This window comes from Streptomyces sp. NPDC057302 (assembly GCF_042667685.1).
Lineage (GTDB): Bacteria > Actinomycetota > Actinomycetes > Streptomycetales > Streptomycetaceae > Streptomyces.
This window is the reverse complement of sequence record NZ_JBHUZJ010000001.1, coordinates 203,983-229,680: the sequence shown is the minus strand read 5'-3', so window position 1 is coordinate 229,680 and position 25,698 is coordinate 203,983. Positions and strand designations below refer to the sequence as shown.

The following is a 25,698-nucleotide window of genomic DNA, read 5'->3' as shown; positions in this document are numbered from 1 at the left end:
ACGACGACTCCACCATTCCCCCTTCAGGCAGCTTCGGGCCGGCGCTCAGCGCTCGTCCGGGTCGGCACCGAGGCGCAGGATGTGCTCGCCGCCGACGGCTGGTGGCGGGCCGCTGCCGCCGAGCACGGGGCCGCTCCCGCCCAGGACGGGGCCGCCACCGAGGACAGGGCCGTGCAGCACCCGCTCCTTGTGGGCGTCGGGGCCCGCTCCGTTGGTGCCGGAGCGGTTGAACTGCGTGTGGTAGAGCTCGGCGTAGAGGCCTCCTGCCGCCAGGAGTTCCTCGTGCGTGCCGCTCTCGCGGACCTCTCCCTCGTCGATGACCAGGATCTGGTCCGCCTCGCGGATGGTGGAGAGGCGGTGGGCGATCACCAGGGAGGTCCTGTCCCGCAGGGCGGTGGTCAGTGCCCGCTGGATGGCCGCCTCGGACTCGGAGTCCAGGTGTGCGGTGGCCTCGTCGAGCACCACGATGGAGGGCGCCTTGAGGAGGAGCCTTGCCAGCGCGAGGCGTTGTTTCTCGCCGCCGGACAGCCGGTAGCCGCGGTCGCCGACCACGGTGTCGAGGCCGCTGGGCAGCGAGCGGATCAGGTCACCGATCTGGGCCGCGTCACAGGCCCGGAGCAGATCGCGCTGGGTGGCCTCGGGGCGTGCGTAGGACAGGTTCACGCGGATCGTGTCGTGGTAGAAGTGCGCGTCCTGGCTGACCACGCCGACGACGTCGCGCAGCGAGTCGAGGCTGACGTCTCGCAGGTCGTGGCCGTCGATGCGGACGCTTCCCGATGTCGGGTCGTAGAGGCGGGACACCAGATGGGTGGTGGTGGTCTTGCCGCCGCCCGAAGGACCGACCAGGGCCGTGAGTTTGCCGGAGGGCACCCGGAAGCTCATCCCGTGCAGCACCTCGGCCGTCTCCTTGGCCCGTTCGGCCGCGGACAACGCGTTGGACTCCAGCGAGGCGAGGGACACGTCGCTTGCGCGCGGATAGCGGAAGGACACCTGGTCGAACTCGATCTCCGGCGCCGGGCCGCTGCCCGGAGCGGTCAGGTCGACCGCGTCCGGCTTCTCGTCGATGAGGGGCTTGAGGTCGAGGACCTCGAAGATCCGGTCGAAGCTGACCATCGCCGTCAGAGCGTTGGACTGCAGGCTGGACAGCTGCGTGATGGGCCCGTAGAGCCGGCCCATCAGCGCGGCCAGTGCCACCAGCGTGCCGATGCGGAACACGTCGTCGAGCACCAGGCGGCCGCCGACTCCGTAGACCAGCGCGGTCGCCAGTGACGCGAGCAGCGCCATGAAGATGAAGGAGAGCCTGCTGTACACCGTCCAGATCACACCGACCTGGCGCACCTCGCCCGCTCGCGCCTCGAACGCCGCCGCTTCCTCGCGCGGACGCCCGAAGAGCTTGGCGAGCATCGCACCGCCCACGTTGAAGCGCTCGTTGATGATGCCGCCCAGTTCGCCGTTGGCCTGCATCTGCGCCCTTGAGTAGTGCTGCAGGCGCCGCCCCACGTAGATGCCGGGGGCGATGAACAGGGGCAGCAGGGCGACGGCGATCAGGGTGATGACCCAGGACAGGTAGAACATCTCGGCGAGCACGAGCAGCACGGTCAGCACGCTGGTCGCGGAGACCAGCATCGTGGTGAGGGCCTGTTGGGCCAGCATGACGTCGCCGTTGAGGCGGCTGGCGAGCAGCCCCGTCTGGGTCCTGGTGAAGAACGCCATCGGCTGCCGCTGCACGTGCTTGAAGACCTCGACCCGCAGATCGTGGCTCACGCCCTGCCCGATGCGTCCGGAGAAGTAGCTCTGCACGAGCTGCGCGAGAGCGTCGACGACGGCCAGTCCGGCGACGAGCAGGGCGACGGTCGTGATGACTCCCGCGTCGTCCTTGAGTATTCCGTCGTCGATGATGGTTTTCAGCAGCAGGGGCGTCGACACGATGATGAGGGAATCCACCACGGTGGTGAGGAGCAGAAAGGCGAACGCGGGCTTGTGCCACTTCATGTAGGACATCGCCCGGTGTACTGATCCCGGCCGCAGCGATTGCTTCTGGGCCCCGGATTGCGGCCCTCCGATGGTGGGTCCACCAGGTCCTTGGGTGATCAACACGCGACGGAATCCTCCTGCCTCGGCATTACGAAATGGGGCTCGCTGATATGGCCTGCAATTTGCTCACCCGCAGGACGATACCTTTCTGCATTCCCACCATCCAGGCCCTCAATTGGGCACGGGAATGTCCGCGTCGGGGCAGCACGATGCTCGCCGCGGAACCCGAAAAACCCAAAGAGCACAAAGAAATCGAAGAACTCGCTGGACTTGCGGGAATCTTGGTACTGCCCATGGAGATATCCATGTCCATGGCGGAAGGGATCGGCGTCCAACCGGGCAATCTGCCCACTTGGACGCCCGGCCCTCCCGGCGTCTCCGGGACGCCCTACGCCGTCTCGGCGACCTTGCGCTGGACGCGCACAGCGACCTCCGCCCACATCTCCGCGCACTCGCCCGCCAGGTAGGCCACGATGCGGCCGCAGTGCGGCGGGGTCTTGTCGATGATGTCGTCCCATTCCTCCGCGCTGATCGTGTGGATGTTGAGCAGTCGCAGCAGGATCCGGCCCGTCTCGCTGAAGCGCAGCGCCGGGTCCGCGTTGAGGCGCTTGAGGACCGCGGTGCGGTCCTGGCCGGTGTCACGGTCGGGGACGGCGGTGGGCCCGGTGCCGCCGCTCGGAACGCCGGCGATGCCTTCGCCGCCGCCCCGTTTCCCGCGCTGCGGCAGCGGGTCCTCGCCGCGCATCATCCGGTTGCGTACGTCGCGGACCGTCTCCGGGGAGATGGACGCGACGCGCGCGATCTGACGCAGGGACAGCTGGGGGTTCTCGGCGATGAGTTCGCTCGCCACCCTGCGCCCCTCGGTGCCGTCGACCGGGCGCACCCGGCCGTCGTGGCCGATCCTGCTCGCTTCGCCGGCCCGCTCGGCCGGGGCCCGTCTGCGGATCTCCGCGACGGTCCCCGGCGCGATGCCGCTGACCGAGGCGATCATCCGGTCCGACCACTGCGGATGCGAGGCGATGATGCGTCCGGCGGCACGCTTCCTGTCGGCCGTGGTCAGCGGCAGACCGTGCGTGACGTTGGACTCGACGGCGAGGACGAAGGCGTCGGCCGTGTCCCCGTCGAAGAACTTCACCGCGATCTTGCGCTGCCCCCGCAGTTCGGCGGCCCGCAGTCGGTGCAGTCCGTCGATGACGCGCATGGTCGAGCGGTGCACGGTGATGGGCGGGAGCGGACTCTGCACCACTGCCAGCGCCTCGACGTGTTCCTGATCCATTCCGGAGATTCGCGGTGAGTCGGCCGTCGACAGTGAATTGATCTCCACTTCGACGACCATGAGTTGGTCGATCTGCGCATGCCCAGGTATTGCCAACTGAAATCCCCCTAGCGATCTGATGTCTCCCGTGCGCACTTGACCACCCGCCGGTCAGGATCGGCGCAGGATTCGGGAGAGATCGACCATGAAGTGAAAAGTGGCGCGTGCTCAGAAGATCGGTTCGCCCGATGTCCGGGCGGCGAACGAGGTGCGCGGAAATACATCACCGCCACCGCGGTGATGAGCCCGAGCCGCACATCTCTCGTCGATTCGCAGAACTACACCCGCACTCGGCGCCACTTCCCCTCCGTCGGGATTCCGCCCCGGTCCTGAATTGGGGGCGGAATCCCGCTGGCCGAACCACGCTCACCCTAACAACGCGCTTATCTGCCTGGTACCCCTCACTAGCAGAATTGATCTAGGGCTGGAAACCCCTATTCACCCCTACCGGGTTGCCGCGCCGGCCCCGGCTCGTGCCGTCGGCCGCGTGAGCGTGCGGCCCATCAGCGGCGACAGGACCGTGACGATGTCCGCGAGCTCGCCGATCTCCGACCGGGTCACGGCCTGATCGCCGTCGCAGAGCGCCGTCCCGGGGTCGGGATGTACGTCGATCATGACGCCGTCCGCGCCGACGGCGAGGGCGGCACGGGTGAGAGGGACGACGAGGTCGCGGCGGCCGCCCGAGTGCGAGGGGTCGACGATGACCGGCAGGTGGGAGAGGCGCTGGACCACCGGCACGGCGCTGATGTCCAGGGTGTTGCGGGTGGCGGTCTCGAAGGTGCGGATGCCGCGTTCGCAGAGCACGATGTCGAGGTTGCCGCGCTGCGCGATGTACTCCGCCGCCATCAGCCACTCCTCGATCGTGGCGCCGAAGCCGCGCTTGAGCAGCACGGGCCGGCCTGCCGAGCCGACCGCCTGGAGGAGCGCGAAGTTGTGCATGTTGCGGGTGCCGACCTGCAGCATGTCCGCGTAGGGGGCGACCAGGTCGACGCTGGCCGGGTCGATGACCTCGGTGACCACCGGGAGGCCCGTCTCCTCCCTGACGTCGGCGAGGATCCGCAGGCCCCTCTCGCCGAGCCCCTGGTAGGCGTACGGCGAGGTGCGCGGTTTGAAGGCACCGCCGCGCAGCAGCGAGGCTCCCGCCGCCTTGGCCAGGTGCGCGGCGGCCAGGGTCTGTTCGGGGCTCTCCACCGCGCACGGTCCCGCGATGACGGTCAGGGTGTCCGGTCCGACGGGGACGCCGCCCACCCGGATGACCGACCGGTCGGGGTGGTGCTCCCGGCTGACCAGTTTGTACGGCGCCGAGATCCGCACCACGTCGAGGACGCCGCGCCGGTTGGACAGATTGAGTGCGTCGAACGCGTCCACGTCGCCCACCAGGCCGACGATGGTGCGGGTCACTCCACGGCTGACGAACGCGTCACCGCCCGCCGCCCGCACCAGTTCGACGACCGCGTCCACGTCCTGCTGTGTGGCCTCGGGGGCCATCACGACCACCATGGGTTCCTCCCGTTGTTCGAGAGGGCTTCGCCAGATCCGGCGGCCCATGCGGACGGGGGGATCCGGCAGGCGCCGCAACAACGTTAGGAGTTCGGTGCCCGACCCTCAACGGATGGCGGGGCATCGTCCAACTGCGCAATTTCCAGCGGGTGTCGGGGCGGATCCGTACGCGGCGGGAACGAGACCTCCACGACGAGTCCGCCACCGGGGCGGGCGTGTGCGCCGATCACGGCGTCGTGGGCGACGGCGATGGCGCGGACGATCGAGAGGCCCAGCCCGTGGTGGCCGTCGCCCGCGGTGCGGCCCAGCCGCTGGAAGGGTTCGAAGAGCCGCTCCACCTGCTCGGGCGGCACCTTGGGTCCGGTGTTGGCCACGGCGACGACGGCTCGCCCCGCAGCGGTGCGGGTGGTGATCCGCACATGGCCGCCGGGGATGTTGTAACCCATGGCGTTGTCGACGAGGTTGGCCACCAGGCGTTGGACGAGCGCCGAGTCGCCCGAGGTGGTCGCGGACTCGGCGGTGGTCTCGAAGCGCAGTCCCCGCCGCTCGGTCTCGGGGCGCGAGGCCTCGACGACCTCCTCGGTGATCTCCGCGAGGTCGAGCGGTTCGCGGTGGTCGAGTCCGCGCTCGCTGCTGGACAGGGTGAGCAGCGACTCCAGGAGGCGGGCCTGCTGCTTGCTGATCTCCAGGAGCCGCTCGAAGTTGGACCGGAACGACTCGCGGGTGGCATCGCGGTCGATGAGGGACTCCTCGAGCAGCGCGTGCTCCAGGGTGAGCGGCGTCCGCAGTTCGTGCGCGGCGTTGGCGACGAAGCGCTTGTGGGAGTCGAGGGCCGTCTCCAGGCGGCCGAGGAGTCCGTCGACGGTGTCGGCAAGGTCCTTCAACTCGTCGGCCGGGCCGACGACCGCCAGCCGCTCGTGCATGTTGCGGGCGGAGATGCGCTGGATGGTGCCCGTCATGGTGCGCAGCGGACGCAGGACGCGCCCGGCGACCAGCCAGCCCAGACCGATCGCGATCACCGCCATGATGGCCAGCGCGATTCCCGACTGGACCTGCAGATGGTCCATCTCGATCTCGTGCTGGCGGAGCGCCTGGTCGCGCAGCTGCTGGGTGATGTCGTTGAGCTGTACGGAGGAGTTGGACTCGGGATAGCCGAGGTAGAGGCGGCCGTCGGCGCCCGGCGACAGCACGGGTTCGCCGCCCCGGTTCTTGACGAGGACGAGGTTGGCCGGGGTGCGGGCGACGAGCAGATTGGTGATGGCGAGCAGGACCACGCCCGAGGCGACGAACAGCACGCCGTACAGGAGCGTCAGACGCACGCGCACGCGCCGCGGCAGCAGCCGGCGGACGATCCACGGTGACAGGGCGAAGGACGTGGGCAGGCGCATGGGCATCTCAAATCCGGTAGCCGCCCCGGGGAACGGTCTCGATCACTGGCGGGTCGCCGAGCTTCGGTCGCAGACGGTTGATGGTCGCCTTGACGGTCGTGGTGAACGGGTCGGCCGCCTCGTCCCACACCCGCTCCAGGAGTTCCTCGGCCGACACCACCCGGCCCTGGGCGGCGAGCAGGTACTCGAGTACCGCGAACTCCTTGGGAGTCAGCGCAAGGCGCTCCCCGGCCCGGGAGGCCATCCGCTGCGCGGGATCGAGCCGCAGGTCGCCCTGGACGAGGACCGGTGGCAGCGCGGGCTGCGAGCGCCGGGCGAGCGCGCGGATGCGGGCGACGAGTTCGGCGTACGCGAAGGGCTTGGGGAGGTAGTCGTCGGCGCCGAGGCTGAACCCCTCCACCCGGTGGGCGATCGTGCCGGACGCGGTGAGCATCAGGACCCTGGCGTGCATCGGCTGGGCGGCCAGCGCGATGCAGACCTGGTCCCCGTGGACTCCGGGGAGGTCCCGGTCGAGCACGACCACGTCGTAGTCGACGACCGTCGTGCGTTCCAGCGCGTCCGAGCCGTCGTAGACGACGTCGACCGCCATCCCCTCGCGGCGCAGCACGCGCGCCACCGAATGCGCGAGCTCCGCGTGGTCCTCGACCACCAATACCCTCATCGCCCACCCCTCGCACGGCGCGTCACGAACGGAGGGGACCAGAGGTGGGAGCGGCGGGAAACGCCGCCGCGGCAGAGGCTGATCATGCGGCACCACGTTGCCCGATCCCACGTCACACACCGGTCACAGCTCCGGCGACGGCCCCCCGTCGGCGCGCTCTCGTGTTCGACCTGCTGCTGCCGAAAGCGTACCGCCGCGGTGGCGGATCCTCCGGTCACAGATTCGCGGACCGCAGTGTGACCGGCCGCCGCGTAGAAACGGAAGTGCATTCGCGACGCCCGCACATGGTCCGGGAGAGGAGATGCAGGCCGTGGTCACCCACCCGCACGGCGACCTGCACCTCCCCCCGCTACACCACGCGCAGCCGGTCGCACGCCCCGCCGTCCTGCCGCCCCTCGCGGCGCCCCTCCCGGTGGCCCTCCCTCCTGCCGGGTCCCGCGACGGTCATGGGCACGGGCCCGAGTTTCGCCGCCAGGTCGGCCCTGCGCTGGACGGCGAGCTTGCGGTAGGCGCGCGTCAGGTGCTGCTCGACGGTACTGATCGTGATGAACAGCTTGTCGGCGATCTGCCGGTTGGTGTGGCCGCGGGCCGCGAGCGTCGCCACGCGCAGCTCCGCGTCGCTGAGGTCGTCGGCCTTGCGCCGGGCGCCGGACGGCCACGGCTGCTCGGCGGGCAGGGAGTTTCCGGCGTCGGCCACCGGCGACACCCTGGGGACGGGGACTCCGCACTCCCGCCCCAGCTGCTGTGCCTTGCGGGCCAGGGCGCGTGCCTGGCCGCCGTTGCCGAGTTCGCGATGGGCGCGGGCCAGCTCGTCCGTCGCGCGGGCCAGCTCCACGCGGTGGCCGCGCTCCCGCAGGGTGTCGATGGCCTCGCCCAGGAGGGGAAGCCTGCGCCCGGGGTGGAGCGCGCTCGCCAGCACCCGCAGCGAGAGGCCACGCGTCCAGGCGGTCCCGGCGGTCGCGCCCCCGGCCAGGGCCAGTTGCTCCTGTGCGAGCGTCCGGGCCCGCTCGTCGTCACCGAGCAGCACATGGGCCTCGGCCGCGTCGGTCCGCCACGGGACGAGGGCCGGCAGATCGAACTCCCAGCGGGTCATGAGGTCGCCGCACGTGTGGAAGTCGTCGAGCGCCGCGTAGGGGCGTCCGGCGGCGAGATAGTAGTGACCGCGGGCCCGGAGGTAGAGCAGTCCGTCGGGCGTGTGGAGCGCCATCTCCGGTATGGGTACCCCGAGTTGGGCCGCCGCTTCGTCGAGGCGGCCCATGGCGGTCTTGGCGTACACCGACGTGGCGATCGGCGAGGCGACGGCCACGCCCCAGCCCTCGGGCGGGACGAGCGTGATCGCCAGCTGGGCCGACCGTTCCGCGGCGGCGAGCGCGCCCAGCCTGAGTTCGACGCGCGCCCTGACCGCGGCGAGGAGCGCCTGCCACATGGGCGCCCCGCGCTCGGCGGCTTCCTTGTACAGGGTCTCGCACCAGAAGCCCGCAGTGTCCAGATGGTCGCTCAGGACAAGGGAGTTGAGGGCCACGACGAGCGCCGTCAGGGTGCTGTCGTCCAGGCGGGTGCTCTGCAGGATCTGCTCCGCCCTGACCACCACGTCGTCGCCCGCGCCGTCGAGGACCGCCTTCATCAGGGTCGCCGCACGCTGATGGGGGCTGCGCGCGGGCGTCCGCGAGCGCCGTTCGGCGTCGGCGTGCCGGGCCCTGGCCCGTGCGGAGCCGGGCAGTCCCGGATATTCGTACGCCATCCAGGACCGTACGCAGTCGAGTCCGCGCGCGGCGCCCGCGTCAGGGTGCCCGCAGAGCTCGGTGCCGGCGCCTTCGCGCTCGGCGGCGCCGAGTATCTCCAGGGCCGGGTCCACCTGGCCGAACCAGAGCAGGTGGCCCACGAGTTCACCGGTGTGCCGGTTGCCGAGGCCGCCGTCGAGCGCGTCGGCGGTGAGCTCGGGCAGGTGCCGGGCGACGGTGGCCGGGTTGAGCCGCCAGCCCGCTCGGGTCAGCGCCACCCTGATCGCCACGGACTGCCGGGCGTCGGTGCAGGTGTCGCGGGCGGCGCGCAGGCAGGTGAGGGCGAGTTCGACCTCGTCGTCGGCCAGCGCGCGCTCGGCGGCCTCCAGGAGCGTGCTGAGCGCCCACGGGGCGTCGATGGGTTCGGCCGCGATCAGATGTTGCACCACCACGGTCGCCGCTTCGCCGTGCTCGTGCAGCACTTGGGCGACGCGGGCCTCGAGGCGGGCGCGGTGTGCGGGCTCCATGCTCCGCAGTACGGCGGCCCTGCCCGCTTCGTGGCGGAACCAGCCGGAGTCGAGCAGCCCCGCGTCGTTCAGGGCGCGCAGGCTGCGGTGGACCGACTCCCGGCTGGTTCCCAGAACTTCCACCAGTTCGGCGAGCGGCACGTCCTGGCCGACCGCCGCGAGCGCCCACGCGGTGTTCCGCGTCGCGGCGTCGCTGCGGAACAGGCCCGTGGTGACGGCCTGCGCGAAGGCGTCGCCCGGTACGAGAGCGGCGGAGCCGCACCCGCCGTCGTCCGCCGTCGCCAGGCGGTCCTCGATCAGTGCCCGGGTGAGGAGCGGGCTCCCGCCGCCCGTCCGATGGAGCTCCGAGACGAGCTGGCGCGTTCCCCACCCCTCGCCGCCGTATCCGGAGATCATTTCGGCCACTCCGTGCCGCTCGAGTGGTCCGAGCCTGATATTGCGGCAGCCCGGCAGACGCAGCAAGTCAACGTGTAATCGCGTATTTCCGGCCAGAAATCCGCTGTTCTCGCCCAGGACCACCAGAATGCGGCTGGCGTCAAGGCGACGGGCCAGGTACAGGACGCATTCCAGGGAGTGGCCGTCGGCGTGGTGCACGTCGTCGATGCTGAGCACCACCGGCCTTTCCCTGGCCTGTTCCAGGACAATCCCGCAGAGCTTGGGAATCTCATTCATCACGACGGGGGGCAACACCCCCTCGGCCCGCCGAATCTGCGCGGCCACCGCCATCAGGTCCACAAGACGGGCCGCCCGCTTGGCGTCGGCCCCCGGCAGATCCGCGCCGAGCAGCAACTGCCCCATCACGCCGAGCGGCAGGTCGCTCTCCGCCTCCGACGCTGTGGCCTGCAGGGACAACGCGCCCGCAGCGCTTGCCCGTTCGCCGAACGCACGCAACAGCGCGGTTTTCCCGCTGGCCACCGCGCCACTTACCAATAACACTCCGCCATGCCCCGCCATACTGGCGTCAAGCATGCCATCCATGATCGAAAATTCTTCTCCACGGTCCACCAAGTTCATGAGCCGACTTCTCCCCCGTGCCTGACGGCTGATCCTGGAGCGGCCGGACGGTCAGCCGGATCGCACCTTTCGACTAGCCCGGCCACTTGCTTGAAGACTCTGCCATATCTGAAAATCAACCACCAGCGTCATTTGACTCGATGATGTCGAATAACCGTCGTGAACGCGCCACTTGGCCGATGACCGGACTTCCCTGTTCCATATCTCCGGGAAACTCCGCGGTATTGCCGAGGGGGTGGAAACCAAAGGAATTTCGGAAGGTTCTCCCGGACTCGCGAGGAGAGAAGGAAGAGACGGCGGGCGACGCCCGTGACGGGTGAGCCGACTGGACAAATGGCGCGATAGGTACGGCCCGGCCGCACGGGGTCTGACTCGTTCATCGCGCCCTTCGGATCCCCAACACCCCATGCTCAAGACGATGTTGCTGTGGCAGACTGCGGCGATCCAAGCGTCCGCAGCAGCAACGGAGTACGTGATGACCGCAGGTGCGCCCCGGCCGACGATCGACACCAGCAACCCGCATCCCGCGCGTGTCTACGACTGGCTGCTCGGCGGCAAGGACAACTACCCCGTCGACGAGGCGGTGGGCGAGAAGCTGCCGCCCGAGGCGAAGGACGCCGCACGGCAGAACCGCGCGTTCATGCACCGCGCGACCGCCTGGCTCGCCTCCCAAGGCGTGGACCAGTTCCTCGACATCGGCACCGGGATACCCACCGCGCCGAACCTGCACCAGATCGTCCAGGAGATCGTGCCGTCGGCGCGGGTCGTCTATACCGACAACGACCCCATCGTGCTGCGCCACGCCGAGGCCCTGCTGGTCAGCAGCGCCGAGGGGTTGACCGACTACATCCAGGCGGATGTCCGCGAGCCGCTGGAGATCCTCGAACACGCCCGGGGACTCCTCGACTTCGAGCGCCCGATCGCCCTCTCCCTGATCGCGCTCATGCACTTCCTGCCCGACGACCAGGACCCGTACAGCATCGTGAACACGCTGGTCGGCGCCCTGCCCTCCGGCAGCCACCTGGTGCTCTCGCACGCCTCGTCCGACATCTACCCGGAGCTGTCCGCCCAGGTCACCGCCGAGTACGCGAAGGGCGGCATCAAGCTCGGCTTCCGCGACCGGGCCGGGGTCAGCCGCTTCCTCGAAGGCCTCGACCTCGTGGAGCCCGGACTGGTGACGGCCCCGGAGTGGTTCAAGGACACCGCGCGGCCGCAGGCGGAGGGCAGCGGGATCTACGCCGTCGTGGCGCGCATCCCCTAACCGCCGAAGCCGCCGAAGCCGCCGACTAGTTGCCCGCGAACATGTCGAGCAGGCCCTGCGGCGAGTCCTCGCGGAAGCAGCGGACGAGGCTGTCGGCGGATTCGGCGGCCGCGTTCTCGCTGCGCGGGAACAGCGTCTCCTCGTAGGCGGCGAGCGCGGCTTCGGTGTCGCCGGGGTGCGCGGCGATGGCGCCGGCGAGTTCGGCCCCGTCGAGCATGGCGAGGTTGGCGCCCTCCCCCGCGAAGGGGGACATGAGGTGCGCCGCGTCACCGAGCAGCGTGACCCCCGGGACCCGGTCCCAGCGGTGGCCGATCGGCAGGGTGTGGATGCGGCGGGGCACCAACGCCCCGTCGGCGTCTTCGATCAGTGCCCGCAGGCTCTTGTCCCAGTCGGCGAAGTGCTCCAGTACGGCCGCCTTGGCGAGGCCGGTGCCGTCGGCGGTGAAGTCGACGGTGGAGATCCACTCCTCGGGGGCCTTGAGCGCGGTGTAGACGTGCAGGCTGCCGTCGGGCTCACGGTGGGCGAGGAAGCCCTTGCCCGCGCCGAGCGCGAAGAGCATGCCGTCGCCCACGACGGCGGCGCTGTCGGGGTGACGGACGTCGGCGTCGACGAGGTCCGCCTCGATGAAGGAGAGGCCCGAGTAGGCGGGGGTGGCGTCCGAGACCAGGGGCCGGATCCGGGACCAGGCTCCGTCGGCGCCGATCAGGAGGTCGGTGGTGAAAGTGGAGCCGTCGGCGAGCGTCACCTCGTGGCGACCGCCGCCGAGCGCACGCGCCCCGGTGACCTTCGCGCCCCAGTGCACCGCGCCCTCGGGCAGCGAGCCGAGCAGCAGGTCGCGCAGGTGGCCGCGCTCGACCTCGGGGCGCCCGCCGTCCCCCTCGTCCACCTCCTCCTTGCGGACGACGGCGTCCTTGTCGAGGACGCGCATGGCCTCGCCTCCGGGGTGGATGAGGGCGCGGAACTCCTCGTACAGGTCCGCGGCGCGCAGGGCGGCCTGGCCGGACTCCTCATGGATGTCGAGCATGCCGCCCTGGCCGCGGGCGGCCGACGAGGCCTCCAGGTCGTACAGGGCGGCCTGGACGCCGTTGACGTGCAGGACGCGGGCGAGGGTGAGGCCGCCGAGGCCCGCGCCGACGATGGCGATGGGGTGGTGGGGGCGGTGGGGCTGGTGCGTGGTCATGGCGGTGCTCCTTGCGTGGGGGTGGTGGATCCGGGGGGGCGTGGCGGCGCTCAGCGCTGGCGGCCGTCGGGCGGCAGAGGCGTGTGCAGGATGCCGTTGATCAGCGTGCGAAAGCCCCAGGAGAGGCGGGCCTCCGGCTCACCGGACAGGAGCTCGGCACAGGCCCCGGCAACGTGCGGGTGGGTCCGCTCGGACGCGTCCCGCAAGGCCGCGGACAGCGCGTCCCACTCCTCCCGGGCGCCGCTGGCCCGCTCGCCCGGGGAGTGCTCGGCGGCGGTCGCGGTGGCGTACTGCAGCAGCAGGTCGATGCCCCAGGCCGCCTGTCCGGGCGGGACCCCGCCCTCGTCGAGCAGGGCGAGCAGCGTCTCGATGAGACGCAGGTAGTGCTCACCGCTGGGCCGGGCCACCAGTGCGGCCTTGGCGAGGCCGCGGTGCCGGAAGAGCACGGCGGTGTAGGAGGTGAGCACCTTCTCCAGGCGCTCGCGCCAGTCACCCCCGTCCGGCGCCGCCTCGACCGTGCCGAGGAGCTCGTCCAGGATCGCCGCGTGCAGCTCGGCGGTGTTGCGGACGTAGACGTAGAGGGAGGCGGGCCCGGTGTCGAGCTCCTGGGCCAGTCGGCGCATGGTCACCTTGCCCAGGCCTTCGGCACCCATGATCTCCACCGCGGCGGCCACGATCCCGGCCCGTGTCAGGGCCGGCTTCGCGGGGCGCTCGCGGCGGCTGCGCGGGGCGTCGGGACGGGCGGGGCGGCCATCGGAACGATCTGTCATACCACCAGCATAACGAACATGTTCGTTACGAGCACGTTCGGAGCGAACGCGTTCGTCACATCGGTCGCCGCGCACGCATCCGCGGCCCCCTGACCCACGACCTTGCAGGGACTTGGTTGGCGATCAGCGAGGGCGGGCATCAGCGTGAGGCAGGAACGGCCGCGCAAGACATGCCGCGGCCCCGGTGGGCGAGTGTTCTCGCGAGTACACCGGGATGTCCCAGGGGAGGGAAGTGAGTCGCCATGCGTGCGCACCAGCGCGCCCATCGGCACGTCGCCCGCGTCGAGTACGCACTGCCGCAGGAGGTCGCCTCGGCCGGACGAGCGCGTCGTCTGACCTCAGCGTTTCTCACCCGGCCGCGCCGGCACCTGACCGAGGTGGACGCCGAGCGGGTGGACGACGCCACGCTGATCGTGTCCGAACTCGTCACCAATGCCACCCAGCACGGCCACAGCCCCTGCCGGCTGCGCCTCGAGGTGTCCGACGACAGCGTGACCGTCGAGGTCCACGACCAGAGCCCCGTCGGCCCGCGCACGCTCAAGCCGAGCACCGAACGGGAGAGCGGCCGGGGCCTGGCGATGGTGCGGCACCTCGCCGCGCGTCTCGAGGTCGTCGGCAGCGGTCGCCGCGGCAAGGCTGTCCGCGCGGTGCTCGCCTGACGCCGCCTCACGTCACACCTTCGGCATCGGGGCTGCAACGTCCTCGCAACCTCGCCCGGAGTCGACTGGGTCACCGCCCCTGAAAGGCGGACCGGTGACCTAGGAGCGGCTGCCCATGACCGATACCCCGCGCACCGACACCCCGCGCGTGGAGCTGACCCCCGCCGCCGCCGATCTGGTGCGGCGACTGCGGGAGGCCCACGGACCGCTGATGTTCCATCAGTCCGGCGGCTGCTGCGACGGCAGCGCGCCCATGTGCTTCCCGGAGGGTGAGTTCCGCACCGGCGACTCCGATGTGCGGCTGGCGTCCCTCGCGGTGGAAGGCGTGGCGGAACCGGTCGCCTTCTGGATGTCGAAGAGCCAGTACGACGTGTGGAGCCATACCCGGCTGATCGTGGACGTGGTGCCGGGGCGTGGCAGCGGTTTCTCCCTCGAAGCCCCGGAAGGCGTACGTTTCCTCATCCGTTCCCGACTGGTCGGTACTTAGTCATACGTGCGGCACCCGTCCGGCTCTGCCCTCTGGTGCACTTTCTGACCGACCCTCAGACTGAGGCGGTCGGTCAGCCAGGAAGACTTCAGGGGGCACGGTGGCAACACGGCACAAGCACACCTCGAACCGGTTCAGAACGGCGAGAGCGACGCTGTCGGTACTGACGGCATTCGGCACGCTGGCCGGCGCGGCTCTGATGGGAGCGGCACCGGCCAGCGGCGTGGAGACGACCGGCGAGTCGGCCACGTCGCGGATCGCGCCCGGCGTGGAGTACCGGCAGTTCGACATGCCGACCGACCACGGCATGGCCCGCGTGCACCTGCTCGACGTCGATCTCAGCGATCCCGACACCGGCGTCGGCCTGCTCTATCCGGGTGCGGTGGGAGCCCGCTCCGTCGTCTCCGCGCTCGCGGACGGGGCGGGGGCGGTCGGCGGGATCAACGGCGATTTCTTCAACATCTCCGAGACCCAGCATCCGGGCGTCGAGGCCACCGGCGCGCCCGTCGGCCCGGCGATCGCACGCGGCCGGGCCCTCAAGGGAGCGGTGCCGAACGGTCAGCGCTTCGGTCCCGCGATGCCTCCCGGAGTGACCACCGAAGCCGTGCTCGGCGTGGGCTTCGACAACCGGGCCCGCCTGGACAGCCTCCGTCTGGACGGTGAAGTGCGCATCGGCAAGACACGGTTGCCGCTGCGTGGGCTCAACCAGTACGCCCTCCCCGTGGGATCCGTCGGCGCGTTCACCAGCGACTGGGGCCGTACCTCGCGGGTGCGCTCCACCTGCGGCACCGACACGAACCGCGGCGCCCCCTGCAGCACGGACACCCATGAGGTGACCGTGCGCGGCGGCCGGGTGGTGGAGTCGGCAGGCACGCCCGGCAGCGGCCCTGTCGCCTCGGGAAGCACGGTCCTCGTCGGCCGCGAGGCGGGCGCCCAGGAGTTGCGCAAGCTGTCCGTCGGCGACCGGGTGCATGTCCGCCACGGCCTGGTGGCGGCCCAGTCACGGGTCCCGTTCCGCTTCGCGCTCGGCGGCTTCCCTGTCCTGCGCGGCGGCATCCCGCTGCCCGGCCTGGACTCCGTCACCCCGGCCGTGCGGACGGCGGCCGGTATCTTCGACAACGGAAAACGCCTCCTGCTCCTCTCCCTCGACGGCGCCCCCGAGTTCCGTACGGGACTGACCATCGCCGAAGTGGCGCAGACCCTGCGGGGGTTGGGCGCGCGCGACGGCTTCAGCCTGGACGGCGGCGGCTCGTCCACGCTGGTCTCGTCCGCCACCCTGGTCGCGAGGGCCCCGGGCGCGGAGTCCGTCACCGTACGCAACCACCCCAGCGGCGGCGCGGAACGCCCGGTGGCGAACGGCATCGGCGTGTTCTCCCGGGGCTGACCGGGGACGGCCGCGAACGCGGGTACGGGTTCGCGACAAGTAGGGGGTGAGACCGCCGACCGGCGGTACGGATACGGAGGTCCCGTGACCACGGACCTGGACGACGAGGAGCTGCTGGCCCGCACCGCGCGGGATCCGGCAGCCTTCGAACCGCTGGTGGTGCGCCACTCGGCGGCTCTCCACGGCTACTTCGCACGAAGGGCGCCCGCTGCCGCCGACGATCTGCTGGCCGAACTCTGGCTCCAGGCGTACGCGGCCCGGCGCGGCTTCGACGCGGCCCGCGGCCCCGCACGGGCCTGGCTGTTCGGCGTCGCCCGCAACGTGCTGTCGGCGCACTGGCGACGGCTCGACCGGCAGCGCCCAGGAACGCCCGCCGACGGCCGTGACGACCCGTGGGAAGCGGTGGACGCGCGGCTCGACGCCGCCGCGGTGGCGCCGCACCTTCGCGAACTGCTTGCCGCACTGCCGCCGGAGGAGCGGGAGTTGCTGCTCCTGGTCGCCTGGGAGCAGCTCACGCCCGGGGAGGCCGCCGCCGCGGTCGGCATCCCCGCGGGAACGGCCCGCTCACGGCTGCACCGCGCCCGTACCCGGCTGCGCGCGAGCGCGCCCCTCAAGCTGACCGGAGACCTGTCATGACCGAACGCGGTGACCTTCTCGACTTTCCCGGTGCCGACGAGCTGATCGCGGCGGGTGACGTGGCGCCGCCCGCTCCCGAGGCGGTGACGGCGGCACGGACCGCTCTGGCACAGGCGGTGCGCCGCGAGACGACTCCTGTCGTGGTCCCGCTGCGTGGCCGCGCGGTTCCGCGCCGGCGCAGGTTCCTGGTCGCGGCGGCCGCGGTGGCCGTGATCACCGCGGGCGCCGTGGCGTACCCGGCCCTCGATCTGGGCGGCAGCCCCGCGGCCACCGCGTCGGCGGCCCAGTTCCTGGACGAGATGGCGGGTGTCGCGGCGGACTCACCGGCCGCTGCCACGTCCCCGTACTGGAAGGTCCACATGGAGACGGTGAACCAGGACGACGGGAATGCGACGACGACCACCTACATCGACCGGGCGGGCCGCGTCTGGACGGTCGACGCGAACGGCACGGTCCACGGGCCGGGCAAGGGGAGCAAGACCAAGAAGTGGTCGGTGGGCGGTAAGTGGCTGACCTGGCCCGCGCTCGACAAGCTGCCCACGGGGCAGAAGGCGCTCACCGCGCTCTTCCCGAGGGACGCCGAGAGCCGCCGCCACCAGGTGACGGCCCTGTTGGAGGACTCGCCCGCGAGCCCCGCACTGCGAGCCACGCTCTTCCGGATCCTCGCGGACACCCCGGGCGTGAAGCTGATCGGTGACGTCAAGGACAGCAAGGGGCGATCCGGTGTCGCCTTCGAGATCAGGTGGTCCACCATCGGGTTCTCGACCGGCCCCGGCAAGGACGTGAAGTACCGGATGACGGATCGCTACGTCGTCGACCCGGACACCGGCTTCCTCCTGGAGACGACCCACGAGAACCACGGCAAGAACGGCTCCGCGGCCCGCTACACCTGGCTGGAGCTCGGCCCGGCAGACCGCGTCGGCTGAGCCGGGCCCACCGTGCGGGCGGGACACCCTCACTCGGTGTCCCGCACCGCCACCAGGCCGTTGAAGACACCCACGTACGCCGTGCCGTCCGGGCCCAGGGTCACCGGCGCCCAGTTGTTGTCGTAGGCGATGCCCGTACCGGCCAGGCGCTTCCACTTGGTCTCGCCGGTACGGAAGTCGACGGCCGTCAGGTACCAGGCGTCGATGCCGAGGCTGTTGGGCTCCTTCGTATAGAAGTACAGCAGCCCGGAGGCGGTGGACAGCTTGGGCACGTTCGAGGGAGCGCGGACGTCGCTCTCCCACACGGTGTCGCAGCCGCTGCCGTCCTCGCGTACGTCGATCCTGCTGACCCCGCCGACGACGCTGCGCCCGAAGGTGAGCGAGGTGATGTTCTCGTAGCCGTAGTTGTTCTCGACGACGAGGCTGTTGCCCCAGGTGATCAGTGAATTGTCGGTGGTGGACGCGCCGGCGCCGAAGACGGGGACCTTGCAGACCAGGCGCTTGTCGTCGGCGATGTCCTCGCCTCTGCGGTAGACGAGGACGTTCATGCGGTCGTCGGCGTTGTCGGTGATCGCCACGTAGTCGTCGTCGCCCTTGCCGAAGAGGTCGGGCGTGGTGCCCGAACCCTGGTTCACCGAGCCGGGCTTGGTGCCCGTGCCCCGGTCGTAGGTCTGGCGCCAGACAGCCTTCGGGGTGTCGTCCGCCCCGGCCCGGAAGCTGTAGAGCGCGTGGTCGGAGACAATCGACACGCCGTCTTCGGCGACGGAGAACGAGTTCTGGATCTCCTCGCCGTCGAGCCGGATGGACCGGATGTCACCGGACTTGGGGTCCACCGTGCCGACGCGCCCTTGCCGGGTCACCCACCAGATGCGGCCGTCCCAGTCGGGCATCACCGAGGTGACCGGGTCACATTCGCCACTCGGGTAGAGATGTGACCAGGTGACGCAGTCGTGCGGGACGTGCGCGGTCAGGTCCCAGTCCTTGTCGACGACGAACCGCCAGCTGCCGTCCGCCGCCTGCTCGTGCGCGAGCCGGACGATGTGCTGGCGGGAGTCGGCGAGGACGAGCCGGTCCTCGTTGTCGAGATACGAGTAGGCGCCGCCCGAGGTGTCCTTGAAGATCTTCGAGAAGTCGAGGCGCGTGATGGCCTCGACGGTGGAGGGGCGCTGCGGCAGCTTGTACTCCGCGAGCGTCTTCATCGTGTCGGGGTCGAGCAGCTTGACCAGGAACCCGGTGAACGTGCCGCAGACGGTGACGATGCGCCCGGCCTTGTCGAAGGTGACGGTGGCGCACTCACCGCCGAGCGCCGCCATCTTCTCGCTGCCGACCTCCGGCTTCTTTCCCAGGGGCCCGTTCCAGGGGTACGTTCCGCTGCCCGCCGCGTCCGCGTGCATCCCGCTGCGGCCGTTGGCGGCGAGATAGGGGTGCTGGGGCGGCTGCTGTCCGGGCAGGGGGCGGGCTTCGGCGGGCCCGCCGGTGTACTGCTCGACGAGCCGGTGCCCCGGCGCCTTCGGTATGTCGTCCGCCTGGGCGGGATACGCGAAGGACGCGGCGAAGACCGTGAGTGCGGTCAGGGCGAGGGCACTCCTGAAGGTTCTGCTGAGGGTTCTGCGACGCGGCATGCGCCGAAGCTAGGGCCAGACCCTTGAAGTGTCCATGGAAAGGTGACAGTTGTTCACGAAGACGCAACGATCATGGCTGGCTGCCCTCACGGCTGCAAGCCGCTGACGATGTCCGCGGCGGCCGTGACCCCGTTGTGGATGGTCGGCGCCATGCTCGAACTCGCCAGATAGAAGCCGAGCAGCGCACAGACGATGGCGTGCGAGAACTTCAGCGCGCCGTTGCGCAGAAAGACCACTGCCAGGATCACCAGCAGCAGCACCACAGAGACCGAAATGGCCATGGGGACAACCTCCTCCGCCACGTCGGCACCGCGGCTCTGGGCCGAGTGTGGCGCAGCGGAGGGACCGTCCGGGCGACCGGCATGTCCTCCGAACGGGTGTTATGTGCCGGGACGTTGCTTCAGTGGCCGGGGGCTATCGCCCGCGGGCGTCGAGGAACGCCTCAAGACCCGCTAGGTCGTCCGTGTTCAAGTGGTCGACACCGGCGGCGAGCAACTCGCCCCACACGGCGTCGCGCGCCGGGCCCGCCAGGTCGGGCGTCGCCCAGAAGCGGACGCGCTGCCCGCGCTTGTGGGCGGCCGCGACGATGCCGCGCAGCTTGTCGCGCTCGGCGGCGGGGATGGCGCCGACGCCCTGCCAGCTGAAGTTGAGCGTCCAGTTGTCGCTGATCAGCGGGATGAGCGAGGCGGGCGCCGCGGTGCCGAGGTCGGCGAGGCGGCCGTCGTAGAAGGCGCGGCGCACGCGCTGGGCCTCCATCGGCGCGCGGGCCGCACGGTCGCCGGATATCACCGCCGTCACGGGGCCGCGGCGCACCTTGCCGTAGGAGTACGTGGTGAACAGGTGCCGGTAGCGCCGCAGGTGCCGGTCGAGTTCGAGGTATGTCGCCGCGCCCTCGGTCTTGATGTCGATCAGGAGCTGGAAGGGGGTGCGGTGGTAACCGCGGTACACGGAACCGTGGTTGGCGCGCACGCGGGCGGCCAGGGGGTCGAGGTAGAGCGATTCGAGGGTGCGGGTGGGGTCGAGGTCGACCGGGTCGTGCGCGACCAGGAGCTTCCCGTCGACGAGGTAGATGTCGGCCTCGACGCTGCCGAAGCGGTGGTCGAGCGCGTCGAAGAGGGGCCGGGGGTGGTCGTAGTCGTTGTGCGCGTGGGCGCGGACGAGGGGACGGGGTCCGTGGCCGCGCTCGCTCGCCTGGGCGTACGCGGGAACGGCGGCGGTGCCGGCGAGCGCGGCACCGATGGTAAGGGCTCTACGACGGGTGACGAGTGCCATGGAGACTCCCGGAAGGGGCGAGGGACGACGGGCGGGCCTCAGTGAGTATGAGGCCATGCTCGCGTCAAGAAACCCCCTCGGGACGGGAGTTGGCGCTATCGACGCTCTGCGTTAACTCCGTACATCTCGCGCCGTCCCGCGCCCCCCTCGCAGCGCCTCAGGCCACGTTCTCGGCGGCGACGAGATCGCTCCAGTGGACGGTCCGCTCGCACCACCGCTCAAGGAGCACCCGGTCGTGGCCGACGGCGAGCAGTCCGGCGCCGCTCTGGCGCCGGTACTCCTCGACGGCGTGCACGAGCGCCGCCGTCGTCGAGGCGTCCAGCATCGCGGTCATCTCGTCGCAGATCAGCCAGCGCGGGCGGAGCACCAAGGCGCGGGCCAGGCAGGCGCGCTGGAGCTGGCCGTCGCTCACCTCGTGCGGCCTGCGGCCCAGGAGGTCCTCGCCGAGGCCGACGGTGGCCGCCAGCTCCCGTACCCGCCCGGTGGCCTCGGCCCCGCGCCCGGCGGCGCGCAACGGCTCGGCGATCAGGTTCGTGAGGGTGAGGCGCGGGTCGGCGGACAGGCGGGGCTGCTGGAAGACGACTCCGAAGGCGGTGCGCTGGGCGCGGGGGGCGCGGTGCCGCCAGCCGCGGGCGGGCTCGCCGTCGATGACGACGCGGCCCGCGTCGGGCCTGTGCAGCAGGGCGGCGACCCGGGCGAGGGTCGACTTTCCGCAGCCGCTGGGGCCCAGCAGGCCGAGGGAGGCGCCGGGCGCGAGCGTGAGGTCGACGCCGCGCATGACGGGGGCGCGGCGGTCGTATCCGGCGGTGATGGAGAGGAGTTCAAGCACGGGGTGCCTCCAGGACGGCCGCCGCGTGGGGGTGGTGGCAGGCGACGCCGCCCGCGGCCTCGGGAACGGTCGCGCAGGCTGCGTCCGCCGAGGGGCAGCGAGCCGCGAAGGCGCAGCCGCCCGGCAGTGCGGACAGTTCGGGCGGCATGCCGGGGATGGGCGTGAACTCCCGCTCCGGGAGGGCGTTCAGGAGGCCGCGCGCATAGGGGTGCCGGGGTCCTGGGGTGCCGAAGAAGTCATCGGCTTCGGCGAGTTCGACGATGCGGCTCGCGTACATCACGGCGACGCGGTCCGCGATGCGTTCGGCGGCCGCCAGATCGTGGGTGATCAGGAGCAGCGCGCGGTCCTCGCCGACGTGTTTGCGCAGCTCGTCCACCGTGCGGTCGACGAGGTCGCGGTCCAGGCCCGTGGTCGGCTCGTCGGCGAGCAGCAGCGGCGCGTCGCCGATGAGCGCGAGCGCGGTGGCCGCGCGCTGGGCGAGGCCTCCGGAGAGCTCGTGGGGGTAGCGGTCCAGGTGCCCCGCGGGGAACGCGGCGCGCTCGGCGGCGGCTTCGGCGGCCTTGCGCAGCCCCGGGCGGCGCACGCCCGCCAGTTCGCGCAGGGTCTCCTCCAGCTGGGCGCGGACGGTCCGTACCGGCGTCAGGTGCGCGGCCGGGCTCTGCGGTACGAGGCCGACGCGCCGCCCACGGACCGTGCGGGCCAGGGTGCGCTCGTCGGCGGTCAGCAGGTCCACGTCGCCGATGAGCGCGGACCCGGCGGTCTCCGCGTTCTGCGGGAGCAGCCCGAGCAGGGCGGAGGCGAGCACGGACTTGCCGCAGCCGCTCTCGCCGACGAGGGCCAGGCACTCCCCCGCCGCCAGGTCGAAGTGGGCGTCGGTGACGGCGGAGACGAAGGTGTCGCCGCGCATGCGGAAGCGGACGGAGAGACCTCGTACGGAAAGCACCGGGGACGAGGGGGACGGGGTGGGGACGGGCTCGGTCACAGCATCAGCTCCGATCGGCGCCGGGGATTGATCCGTTCCCGCCAGGCGCCCGCGAGGCCCGCGATCGCCAGGGTGGGCACGATGATGAACAGGCCGGGGAAGAGCGTCGGCCACCAGTCCCCGGCGAGCAGCGAGCCGCGCGCGCTCTGCACGAGGGTGCCCAGGCTCGCCTGGTGGGTGGGGAGTCCAAGGCCGAGGAAGGACAGCGCGGACTCGTGCCAGATGGCGTGGGGCACCATCAGGACGGCGGCGAGTCCGGCCTGCGGGAGCACGCCGGGCAGCAGGTGGCGCACGGTGACGCGCATCCGCGAGGCGCCGCCGGAGATGGCCGCGTCGACGTACGGACGCGAGCGCAGCGACAGGACCTCGGCGCGCACGATGCGGGCCGTGGACAGCCAGTGCGTGAGCGCGACGGAGACGACCACCGGCCATACGCCGGGTCGGAACATCGCCACGATGAAGATGCCGAGCAGCAGGTGCGGCACGGACGAGAAGACGTCCACGAGCCGCATCACGACCCGGTCCACCCAGCCGCCCGAAGCGGCGGCGAGCGCGCCCACGGCCGTGCCGATGACGGTCGCCACGACGGCCGCCACCACACCCACGAGCAGCGAGACGCGCAGCCCGTACACGCAGCGCAGAAGCAGATCGCGTCCCACGTCGTCGGTGCCGAAGGGGTGCTCCCAGGAGGGCGGTCGCAGCTTGGCCGCGAGGTTCACGGCCTGTTCGTCGAGGTTGACGAGCGGCGGCACGAGGAGCACGGCGAGCACGATGGCGGCGACGATCACCGCCGAGGAACGCACCCGCCACGCGCGCGTGGAGCGAGTTTTCGAGGCGCTCCCCGGGGAGGCGCGCCAGGCAGTCGTCTCAGCCATCGAATCCCACCCTCGGGTCGGCCAGGCCGTACAGAAGATCGGCGAGGAGGTTGCCAAGGAGCACCGCCACCGTGGCGAGGACGGTGAGCGCGGCGAGCAGCGGGAAGTCCACGGCGGTCGCCGCCGACACGGTGGCCGCCGCGATGCCGGGCCAGCTGAAGACGGTCTCCACCAGGAGCGCCCCGGTGATCAGTTCGGGCACGCGGGAGCCGATCAGGGTGAGCACCGGGAGCATGCCCGAGCGCAGGGCGTGGCCGAGGAGCACGGTCCGTTCGGCGAGGCCACGCGCGCGTGCGCCCCGGACGGGATCGTCGCCCAGCGCGTCGCCGACCCCTTGGCGTACGTACAGGACGAACCACGGGAGCTGCGAGATCGCCAGGACGGCCGCGGGCAGCACCAGATGGCTGGCGACCTGCCCCGCGGTCACGGCCGAGCTCGCGGTGTCCGTGAGCCCGCCCGATGGCAGCACCCCCAGTTTCAGGGCGAACAGCCAGACGGCGAGCAGCCCGATCCAGAACGGCGGGGCCGCTTCGAGCGTGTAGGCGAGCGAGGTCACGGCGCGGTCGAGCCAACCGCCGGGGCGGCGCGCGGCGAGGACGCCGAGCGTGGTGCCGACGAGGATCGCGAGCAGGAACGCGGTGGCGGCGAGCAGCACGGACCAGCCGATGCGTTCGCCGATGACGTCGGCGACGGGCTGGCGCAGGGTGCTGGAGTCCCCGAGGTCGCCGCTGACGGCCGAGGTCAGCCAGTCCCACCAGCGCTGTACGAGCGGCTGGTCGACGCCGAGGTTGGCCCGGAGCTGGTCGAGGTTCTCCTGCGACGCGGTGAGACCGGCCGTGCCCGCGTACGCCTTGACGGGGTCGAAGAAGGACGCGGCGGCGATCGCGAAGACGCCGAAGGTCACGGCGAGCAGGACCGGGACGGCGAACAGGGCCCGCCGTCCCGTCATGCGCGCCATCGGCCCCCAGGGGAGCTTGTGGAGCGCGGACTTCACTGCTTCGGCTGCCAGTCCTCGACGTTCCACCACGGGCCCGACGCGAGGCCGTGGTCGTGCGGCTCGGTCTGGGTGGTCAGGTCGCCGAAGCGCTTGTCGACGACGTAGAGGTGGTCGATGTGGGTGAGGAAGGTGTAGCCGGGGTTCTTCACGAGATCGCGCTGGATCGTGTCGTACGCTGCCTGCCGCTCGGCGTGGTCGCCGCTCTCGCGGGCCTTGTCGAGCGCCTTGTCGACCTCGGGGTTGTCGTAGTGCGCCATGTTGTTGAAGCCGTCACCGGCGAGCGAGGACTTCAGGAGGGTGTACTGGTCGAAGTCCGGGTCGGCCGGGGAGCCTCCGCCCGCGAGGACCGCGTCCTTGGGCATGCGCGGCTGGATGACCTCCCACGTACCGGCCTGCACCTCGACCTTGATGCCGAGCTTCTTGGCGTCGGAGGCGTAGGCGAGCGCGTGGTCCTGGCGGAGCTTGTCGCCGGAGAGGTACCAGAGCGGGAAGGTGGCTTCGACGCCGTCCTTCTCGCGGATGCCGTTCTTGCCCGGCTTCCAGCCCGCCTTGTCGAGGATCTTCTTGGCGGCGGCGAGGTCGTGCCCCCGCTCGGTGCCCTTGGTGAACCACGGGCTGTCGGTCGGGACCGGCCCGTAGGCCTCCTTGCCCGCGCCGTCCAGGATCGAGTCGACCATGGCCTTGCGGTCGACGCCGGTGTCGAGCGCGCGCCGGACGGCAGTGTCGCCCGTGACCTTGTTGCCGGTGGGCAGGGTCACCACGCGGTAGTCGAAGGTCTTGGCGGCGTACGACTTCTTGTTGCCGTCGCTCTCGTACTTCTTGGCCAGGTTGGGCGGCAGGATCGCGCCGTCGAGCTCACCTGCGTCGAGCCGGGTGGCGCGGATGTCGTCGTCCTTGATGATGGCCATGGTGAAGTTCTTGACCTTCGGAGCGCCGCCCCAGTACCCGGGGTTCGCCTTGAAGCTCAGCTTCTCGCCCTTGGACCACTTCACCAGCTCGTAGGGGCCGGTGCCGACGGGCTTGGTGGTGAACTCACCGGTGTTCACGTCCTGCTTGCCCGCTATGTGCTCGGGCGCGATCGGCAGGACGGTGCGCTCGGCGAACGGCGCGTAGGGGTACTTGAGGTGGAAGACGACGGTGTCGTCACCCTTCGCCTCGACGTCCTTGACGGCGTCGAGCTCGGTCTTGGCGGCGTTGTTGGTCTTCTTGTCGAGGATCGTCTCGTAGGTGAAGACGACGTCCTTGGACGTGAAGGGCTTGCCGTCGCTGAACTTGACGCCCTCGCGCAGCTTGAACGTGTAGGTCTTGCCGTCGTCGCCGACCTTGGGCAGTTCGGCGGCGAGCGCGGGCTTGAGCTTCATGTCGGCGTCGTGCGTGAGCAGACCGTCGAAGATCTTGGAGTTGCCGTCCTTGCCGTAGCCGAGGAGGGGGCTCAGGGTGTCCGGTTCGTACGCGATGCCGACGACCGCTGTGGCGGCCTTCGCGCCGCCCGCGCCCTTGTCGCCCCCCGGCGCCGAACAAGCCGAAGCGGCGACCGCCAGTGAGGCGGCCGCCGCTACCGCGCCCGTACCCCGTATCGATCGGGCCCTCATGCTCCACACCCCTACTGAAGATCAAACGTTATTGCGAACGAGTCGCAATTATGCCTCATGTAATGG

22 protein-coding genes are annotated in these 25,698 nt (G+C 71.0%); 6 read left to right on the top strand and 16 right to left on the bottom strand.

Annotation, left to right across the window (positions count from 1 at the left end):
• Positions 1 to 45: 45 nt before the first annotated feature.
• The 6 genes from ACFUPX_RS00985 to ACFUPX_RS00960 all read right to left on the bottom strand — a co-directional run bounded on the left by ACFUPX_RS00985 (position 46) and on the right by ACFUPX_RS00960 (position 10,160).
• Complete coding sequence (locus ACFUPX_RS00985) at positions 46 to 1,992, bottom strand: ABC transporter ATP-binding protein (RefSeq protein WP_383313707.1); 1,947 nt, start codon at positions 1,990 to 1,992, stop codon at positions 46 to 48.
• Positions 1,993 to 2,422: 430 nt separating this feature from the next.
• Positions 2,423 to 3,310, bottom strand: a complete 888-nt coding sequence (locus ACFUPX_RS00980) for a ParB N-terminal domain-containing protein (RefSeq protein WP_383313705.1) — start codon at positions 3,308 to 3,310, stop codon at positions 2,423 to 2,425.
• A 483-nt stretch (positions 3,311 to 3,793) separates the two neighbouring features.
• On the bottom strand, positions 3,794 to 4,849 hold the full coding sequence (aroF, locus tag ACFUPX_RS00975; RefSeq protein ID WP_383313703.1) for a 3-deoxy-7-phosphoheptulonate synthase: 1,056 nt from the start codon (positions 4,847 to 4,849) through the stop codon (positions 3,794 to 3,796).
• An 83-nt stretch (positions 4,850 to 4,932) separates the two neighbouring features.
• Positions 4,933 to 6,237 carry a sensor histidine kinase gene (locus ACFUPX_RS00970; RefSeq protein WP_383313701.1) on the bottom strand — a complete coding sequence of 435 codons (1,305 nt, stop codon included), beginning with the start codon at positions 6,235 to 6,237 and terminating at the stop codon, positions 4,933 to 4,935.
• Between the two features lie 7 nt (positions 6,238 to 6,244).
• Positions 6,245 to 6,898, bottom strand: coding sequence for a response regulator transcription factor (locus ACFUPX_RS00965; protein ID WP_383313699.1), 654 nt, complete (start codon positions 6,896 to 6,898; stop codon positions 6,245 to 6,247).
• A gap of 349 nt (positions 6,899 to 7,247) precedes the next feature.
• A complete protein-coding gene (locus tag ACFUPX_RS00960; protein WP_383313697.1) occupies positions 7,248 to 10,160 on the bottom strand; it encodes an ATP-binding protein in 2,913 nt (970 codons plus the stop codon).
• A 475-nt stretch (positions 10,161 to 10,635) separates the two neighbouring features.
• On the opposite strand from ACFUPX_RS00960, the gene ACFUPX_RS00955 reads away from it, so the two are divergent.
• Complete coding sequence (locus ACFUPX_RS00955) at positions 10,636 to 11,421, top strand: SAM-dependent methyltransferase (protein ID WP_383313696.1); 786 nt, start codon at positions 10,636 to 10,638, stop codon at positions 11,419 to 11,421.
• Positions 11,422 to 11,446: 25 nt separating this feature from the next.
• On the opposite strand, the gene ACFUPX_RS00950 is transcribed toward ACFUPX_RS00955, so the two are convergent.
• Positions 11,447 to 12,601 carry an FAD-dependent oxidoreductase gene (locus ACFUPX_RS00950; RefSeq protein ID WP_383313694.1) on the bottom strand — a complete coding sequence of 385 codons (1,155 nt, stop codon included), beginning with the start codon at positions 12,599 to 12,601 and terminating at the stop codon, positions 11,447 to 11,449.
• A 50-nt stretch (positions 12,602 to 12,651) separates the two neighbouring features.
• Entirely contained in the window at positions 12,652 to 13,371 is a 720-nt protein-coding gene (locus ACFUPX_RS00945; protein ID WP_383313692.1) for a TetR/AcrR family transcriptional regulator, read from the bottom strand.
• A 242-nt stretch (positions 13,372 to 13,613) separates the two neighbouring features.
• Here ACFUPX_RS00945 and ACFUPX_RS00940 point away from each other — a divergent pair, with 242 nt between their 5' ends.
• From ACFUPX_RS00940 to ACFUPX_RS00920, 5 genes are all read left to right on the top strand, one after another.
• On the top strand, positions 13,614 to 14,030 hold the full coding sequence (locus ACFUPX_RS00940; RefSeq protein ID WP_383313690.1) for an ATP-binding protein: 417 nt from the start codon (positions 13,614 to 13,616) through the stop codon (positions 14,028 to 14,030).
• Between the two features lie 115 nt (positions 14,031 to 14,145).
• A complete protein-coding gene (locus ACFUPX_RS00935; protein WP_383313688.1) occupies positions 14,146 to 14,517 on the top strand; it encodes a DUF779 domain-containing protein in 372 nt (123 codons plus the stop codon).
• 199 nt (positions 14,518 to 14,716) lie between these two features.
• Positions 14,717 to 15,901, top strand: coding sequence for a phosphodiester glycosidase family protein (locus ACFUPX_RS00930; RefSeq protein ID WP_383313923.1), 1,185 nt, complete (start codon positions 14,717 to 14,719; stop codon positions 15,899 to 15,901).
• Positions 15,902 to 15,985: 84 nt separating this feature from the next.
• A complete protein-coding gene (locus tag ACFUPX_RS00925) occupies positions 15,986 to 16,537 on the top strand; it encodes an RNA polymerase sigma factor (protein WP_383313686.1) in 552 nt (183 codons plus the stop codon).
• Complete coding sequence (locus ACFUPX_RS00920; protein ID WP_383313684.1) at positions 16,534 to 17,463, top strand: hypothetical protein; 930 nt, start codon at positions 16,534 to 16,536, stop codon at positions 17,461 to 17,463. Before ACFUPX_RS00925 ends, ACFUPX_RS00920 begins: the two co-directional genes overlap by 4 nt.
• 29 nt (positions 17,464 to 17,492) lie before the next feature.
• Here ACFUPX_RS00920 and ACFUPX_RS00915 read toward each other — a convergent pair whose 3' ends face one another.
• The 8 genes from ACFUPX_RS00915 to ACFUPX_RS00880 all read right to left on the bottom strand — a co-directional run bounded on the left by ACFUPX_RS00915 (position 17,493) and on the right by ACFUPX_RS00880 (position 25,632).
• Entirely contained in the window at positions 17,493 to 19,085 is a 1,593-nt protein-coding gene (locus ACFUPX_RS00915) for a hypothetical protein (RefSeq protein ID WP_383313682.1), read from the bottom strand.
• A gap of 86 nt (positions 19,086 to 19,171) precedes the next feature.
• Complete coding sequence (locus tag ACFUPX_RS00910) at positions 19,172 to 19,366, bottom strand: hypothetical protein (RefSeq protein WP_383313680.1); 195 nt, start codon at positions 19,364 to 19,366, stop codon at positions 19,172 to 19,174.
• 133 nt (positions 19,367 to 19,499) lie between these two features.
• Positions 19,500 to 20,357: a phosphatidylinositol-specific phospholipase C/glycerophosphodiester phosphodiesterase family protein gene (locus ACFUPX_RS00905; protein ID WP_383313678.1), complete on the bottom strand. Its 858-nt coding sequence runs from the start codon at positions 20,355 to 20,357 to the stop codon at positions 19,500 to 19,502.
• A 157-nt stretch (positions 20,358 to 20,514) separates the two neighbouring features.
• Positions 20,515 to 21,186, bottom strand: a complete 672-nt coding sequence (locus tag ACFUPX_RS00900; RefSeq protein ID WP_383313676.1) for an ABC transporter ATP-binding protein — start codon at positions 21,184 to 21,186, stop codon at positions 20,515 to 20,517.
• Complete coding sequence (locus tag ACFUPX_RS00895; protein WP_383313920.1) at positions 21,179 to 22,093, bottom strand: ABC transporter ATP-binding protein; 915 nt, start codon at positions 22,091 to 22,093, stop codon at positions 21,179 to 21,181. Before ACFUPX_RS00895 ends, ACFUPX_RS00900 begins: the two co-directional genes overlap by 8 nt.
• 71 nt (positions 22,094 to 22,164) lie before the next feature.
• Positions 22,165 to 23,043, bottom strand: a complete 879-nt coding sequence (locus ACFUPX_RS00890; RefSeq protein WP_383313674.1) for an ABC transporter permease — start codon at positions 23,041 to 23,043, stop codon at positions 22,165 to 22,167.
• Complete coding sequence (locus tag ACFUPX_RS00885) at positions 23,036 to 24,001, bottom strand: ABC transporter permease (protein ID WP_383313917.1); 966 nt, start codon at positions 23,999 to 24,001, stop codon at positions 23,036 to 23,038. The genes ACFUPX_RS00890 and ACFUPX_RS00885 overlap by 8 nt, the downstream gene beginning before the upstream one ends.
• Positions 24,002 to 24,033: 32 nt before the next feature.
• Positions 24,034 to 25,632 (bottom strand): ABC transporter substrate-binding protein, encoded by a 1,599-nt coding sequence (locus ACFUPX_RS00880; RefSeq protein WP_383313673.1) that lies wholly within the window; start codon positions 25,630 to 25,632, stop codon positions 24,034 to 24,036.
• Between the last annotated feature and the right edge of the window lie 66 nt (positions 25,633 to 25,698).